Origin of the sequence: Thalassospira sp. UBA1131 (genome assembly GCF_002311515.1) — a bacterium.
Lineage (GTDB): Bacteria > Pseudomonadota > Alphaproteobacteria > Rhodospirillales > Thalassospiraceae > Thalassospira.
In genome coordinates this window covers 6,487-6,750 of sequence record NZ_DCAO01000134.1, presented here as the reverse complement: position 1 = coordinate 6,750, position 264 = coordinate 6,487, and the positions used below count along the sequence as shown (strand labels likewise).

1 protein-coding gene is annotated in these 264 nt (G+C 52.7%); it reads right to left on the bottom strand.

Annotated elements, in window-relative coordinates:
- Positions 1-264, bottom strand: a 264-nt coding sequence (locus tag B3Z49_RS21860) for a hypothetical protein (RefSeq protein WP_296994963.1), incomplete at both ends; no start/stop codon positions are given.

Sequence of the window (264 nt, the reverse complement as noted above, 5' to 3'; positions counted from 1 at the left end):
CATTCCCTCCCTGATTGGGAATGATGCACAAAATAAGCGCCGCGATTTTTCGCTGGCGCTTTTTTGTTTTCCACTCGCTTTTTACACATCTGCCCACCCCGGATCGACCGCTTTTCGCTGCGAAACAGGCGTCGCATCGAGGCTGCCAAGGACGATCAGCCAGGTAAAATTCCGGTCCGTCTTTTTTTTGCAAAAAAGCCCTTGCCAGACCGAACCACCCCTTATATAAACCGCGCCACGCCATGCGGGTGTAGCTCAGTTGGT